This window comes from uncultured Sphingomonas sp. (assembly GCF_946477935.1).
Lineage (GTDB): Bacteria > Pseudomonadota > Alphaproteobacteria > Sphingomonadales > Sphingomonadaceae > Sphingomonas.
The window spans coordinates 1-4,440 of the sequence record NZ_CAMLAC010000263.1; the positions used below are offsets into that span (position 1 = coordinate 1).

Sequence of the window (4,440 nt, forward strand, 5' to 3'; positions counted from 1 at the left end):
GTCGTCGGGGAAGACGATGTTTTCGGACAGGAACCCGACCGCTTCGCCCGAATGCTCGACGAAGCGGCGCCCGTTCTGCGTGCCGGTGCTGACGCCCAGACCATAGCCGTTGGTCGATCCGTCGGCGAGGCGGACCGGGGTTTCCTGCGCCGTCCAGTCGTCGGCCGGGAGCAGGGCGCGGTCGAGCCGGGCGATGTCCCATTTGGCGAGATCCCGTGCGGACATCGCTAGCTCCCCGGCGGCATAGAGCCAGCCGGATGCCGCGGGCGTCTCGGGATGAACGGGGCCGAGCGCGTAGCGACCATAGCCCTGCGGAAAGCCCGGACCCGCCGCCTCGTCCTGATCCAGCGCGCGGATGTTCAGGGGCGCAAAGATACGGGTTTGCAGAAACTGCATCAGCGGCTGGCCCGACACTTTCTCCGCGATCATGCCGGCGACGACATAGCCGGTGTTGGAATATTGCCACTGGCTGCCCGGCTGAAAATCGAGCGGTGCCCTGGCCCAGCGGTCGACGATGCCCTGCGGGGTGACGGGCGTCGCCATCGCCTTGAAGCTGAAATCCTGCGGCCAGTAATCGCGCAGGCCGGAGGTGTGCGACAGCAACTGGCGCAGCGTGATACGGTCACCGCCGGTGATGCCAGGCAGATATCTGGCAACGGTGTCGTCGAGGCTCAGCTTGCCGTCATCCTCCAGCAGAAGCAGCGCGGCGGCGGTGAACTGCTTGGAGACGGACGCGATCTGATAGGGCGCGGCGGCGTCGGCGGGCTTTACCGCCTCCGACTGCTTGCCATAGGCCTTGGCCAGCACGATGCGGCCGCCGCGGACCACCGCGATCGAGGCGGAGGGGACGCCGGTATCCGCCAGCGTCCTGGCGACGAGCGCGTCGATCCGCGCCTGCTCCTGAGTGCTGAGGGATTGGGCCTGGAGTGGCAGGGGCGCGGCGAGCGACAGGGCGGCGGCCAGCAGGATACGGATCATCGTGCCATCCAAGCATAGCCGGGAATGCGCCGCAACGGGGATGGGGGCGCGCAAGGCGCCCCGGGGGGCGGAAGCACATCGGCAAATACCCTATTAACTGTTTGGTGATAGCATGGATTTCGGGAGCAATGGGGGTGCGATGACCATCGACACGATCGCGAAGCAGGCGGCACGGCGATCCGGCGCGCTGGGCCTGAAGACGCTGGACCTTCAGGCCGATATCGCGGCGCTGTCGGCGCGGGTGACCGAACAGGCGACGACGATCGCCACGATCGGCGACGAAGCCAAGACTTTGGTCGCCGATGTCGACAACATCGCGACGGCGGTGGTCGACATGCGCGACAAGAGCGCGGCGGTGCACAGCGTGATCGAGGATTCGGGCGTTCAGTTGAATGCGGCGACCGGCGACGTTGTCGACCTGATCGCGCAGGTGACGCACATTCATGAAGGGCTGGGCGACTTCAACAGCGCGCTGGACGATGTGGCGCGGATCACCGCCGCCATCAACGCGATCGCCAAGCAGACCAATTTGCTGGCGCTGAACGCGACGATCGAGGCGGCGCGGGCGGGCGACGCCGGGCGCGGCTTTGCGGTGGTGGCGAGCGAGGTGAAGAAGCTGGCGGGTGAGACGGCCCAGGCGACGCAGCGGATCGAGGCGGCGGTGGGCGCGCTGACCAGCGAGGCGCGCGCGATGCTGGGCCGGATCGAACAGGGGGTCGGCAAGGCCCGTTCGGCGCATCAGGGAACCAAGGATATCGAGGGGCTGGTCGACCGGCTGAGCGTGCTGATGCGCGGCCTTTCGGGCAGCAGCGATGTGGTTGCGGGGCGGATCGATTCGATGGTTCGCGTGGTCGATCATGTCGGCGTCGGCCTGGTGGCGTTGTCCGACACGTCGTCGGCGAACGCGACCGGGCTGGAGCGGCTGTCGGAGCGCGTCACCACAGTGAGCGACGAGACCAACGCCTTGTTGCAGATGCTGGCGGAAAGCGGCGAGACGGCCGACACCCCCTATATCCGCTACGCCATGCAGGCGGCGGCGTCGATCAACGCGGCGCTGGAAGCGGAGATCGATACGGGCGCGCTGACGCTCGCGGAATTGATGAGCGAAGACTATGCCGAGGTGCCGGGTTCCAACCCGCCGATCGCCACCCATGTCGCGCTGCCGGTGCTGACCCGCATCATGCGCCCCCATCAGGAGACGGCGCGGGCGCTGCCCGGTCTGTTCGGGGTGAGCTTTACCGACCGCAACTGCTTCAACGCGGTGCCGATGCCCGAGCGCGCGCTGCCGCAGCGCCCTCACGACCCCAAGTGGAACGAGGAATTCGCGCGCACCGGCATGTTCTTCCGCGCGCCCGAATCGGCGGAGCAGGTGCGGATCACCGATCCCTTTCTCCTGAAGGCCTATCGCCGGCGCATGGCCGATGGCGGGGTGATCCTGTTGAAGATGGTCGTCACGCCGATCCGGGTGAAGGACCGGCATTGGGGGGCGCTGCTGTGCGCCTATCAGGATCAGGGCTGATCGCTACCGCAGCAGCGACCAGCCCCGTGAGGAGGGATCAGGCGGGGACGCCGTACAGATCGTGTTCGTCGGCATCCTCGATCACGACCGGCACGATATCGCCGACGGTCAGATGGCCGGCGTCGCGCAGGAAGACCTCGCCATCGATTTCGGGCGCATCGGCCTGGCTGCGACCGTTGGCGCCGCCCTCATCATCCACCGCGTCGATGATGACGGGCAGGGTGCGACCGACCTTGGCGGCGAGCTTGGCCGCGGAGATGGCCGCGGTCTTCTCCATGATGCGGGCGTAGCGTTCTTCCTTCACCGCCTCCGGCACAGGGTCGGGCAGGTCGTTCGCCGCAGCGCCCTCGACCGGTTCGAAGCGGAAGGCGCCGACGCGGTCGAGCTGCGCCTCGTCCAGCCAGTCGAGCAGATACTGGAAATCCTCCTCCGTCTCGCCGGGGAAGCCGACGACGAAGGTGGAACGGATCGCGATATCCGGACAGAGTTCGCGCCACTGGTGGATGCGGCTCAAGACCTTGGCGTCGTTGCCGGGGCGCTTCATGCGGCGCAGCACCGAAGGGGCGGCGTGCTGGAACGGGATGTCGAGATAGGGGAGCACCAGCCCCTCCGCCATCAGCGGGATGACCTGATCGACATGCGGATAGGGATAGACGTAGTGGAGGCGCACCCATGGTGCAATCTTGCCCAGTTCGCGGGCGAGATCGGTCATGTGCGGCACGACCTCCTGCCCCTTCCACATGCGGGGTTCGCGGCGGATGTCGATGCCGTAGGCCGAGGTGTCCTGGCTGATCACCAGCAACTCGCGCGTGCCCGCCTCCATCAGCTTTTCCGCTTCGCGCAGGATCGCGTCGGGGCGGCGGCTGACCAGATCACCCCGGAGCGACGGGATGATGCAGAAGCTGCACCGGTGGTTGCAGCCCTCCGAAATCTTCAGATAGCTGTAATGGCGCGGCGTCAGCTTCAGCCCGGCATCGGGGATCAGGTCGAGATAGGGCGACAGGTTGGCAGGGGCGGCGGCGTGCACCGCCTCCACCACCTGCTCATATTGATGCGCGCCGGTGACGGCGAGGACATCGGGGAAGCGGGTGCGGATCGCCTCCGCTTCCTTGCCCATGCAACCGGTGACGATGACGCGGCCGTTTTCCTTGATCGCCTCGCCGATCGCCTCCAGCGATTCCTCCTTGGCGGAGTCGAGAAAGCCGCAGGTGTTGACCAGCACGACGTCCGCGCCGGCATAGTCGGGCGACATCTGATAGCCGTCGGAGCGGAGCTGCGTCAGGATGCGTTCGCTGTCGACCAGGTTCTTGGGACAGCCGAGCGACACCATGCCGACACGCGGCGGGGAGGGGAGTTTGGTTGCCATGGGATTGGCGCGCACATAAGCGATCCCGGCGGACTTTTCCAGATGCGGCGATCTTGATCGAGGTTTGTCGACTTTGCCCGCGCTGCCGGTCATGACGGGTGGGAAAGGGAATGGCTGCCATGCTCGCGATCGGTTTGATGTCCGGGACCTCGCTCGACGGGGTCGATGCCGCGCTGATCGAAACCGATGGCGAGGCGCAGGTGCGGCCGATCGCGTTCCGGGGCGAGCAATATTCCGACGCGGCGCGCACGCAACTGGCGGAAGCGACGGCGCTGGCATTGACCTTCGACAAGCCGCGATCGAGCCCGCCGGTGGTGGCGGCCGGCGACCTGATCGTGCGTACCCATGTGCTGGCGGTGCAGAAGCTGCTGCGCGATGCCGGGGTGGCCGCAGACGATGTGGGTGTGATCGGCTTTCACGGGCAGACGGTGGCGCATCGACCCGACCGTGGCTGGACATGGCAGATCGGCGACGGCGTGGCGCTGGCGAACGCGACGGGGATCACGACGGTCTGGGATTTCCGTTCGGCCGATGTCACGGCCGGTGGGCAGGGTGCGCCGTTGCTGCCGGTTTATCA

4 protein-coding genes are annotated in these 4,440 nt (G+C 67.0%); 2 read left to right on the forward strand and 2 right to left on the reverse strand.

Annotated elements, in window-relative coordinates:
* Positions 1–978: serine hydrolase (locus tag Q0U08_RS17955; protein WP_298093022.1), on the reverse strand; the 978-nt coding region annotated here is incomplete at its 3' end.
* 139 nt (positions 979–1,117) lie between these two features.
* Between Q0U08_RS17955 and Q0U08_RS17960 the strand changes: the two genes are divergently transcribed.
* Complete coding sequence (locus Q0U08_RS17960; protein WP_298093023.1) at positions 1,118–2,497, forward strand: methyl-accepting chemotaxis protein; 1,380 nt, start codon at positions 1,118–1,120, stop codon at positions 2,495–2,497.
* A 37-nt stretch (positions 2,498–2,534) separates the two neighbouring features.
* Here the strand turns inward: Q0U08_RS17960 and rimO are convergent, their stop codons facing one another.
* Positions 2,535–3,863, reverse strand: coding sequence for a 30S ribosomal protein S12 methylthiotransferase RimO (gene rimO / locus Q0U08_RS17965; RefSeq protein ID WP_298093025.1), 1,329 nt, complete (start codon positions 3,861–3,863; stop codon positions 2,535–2,537).
* Positions 3,864–3,982: 119 nt separating this feature from the next.
* Between rimO and Q0U08_RS17970 the strand changes: the two genes are divergently transcribed.
* On the forward strand, positions 3,983–4,440 hold a 458-nt coding region (locus Q0U08_RS17970; RefSeq protein WP_298093027.1), incomplete at its 3' end, for an anhydro-N-acetylmuramic acid kinase.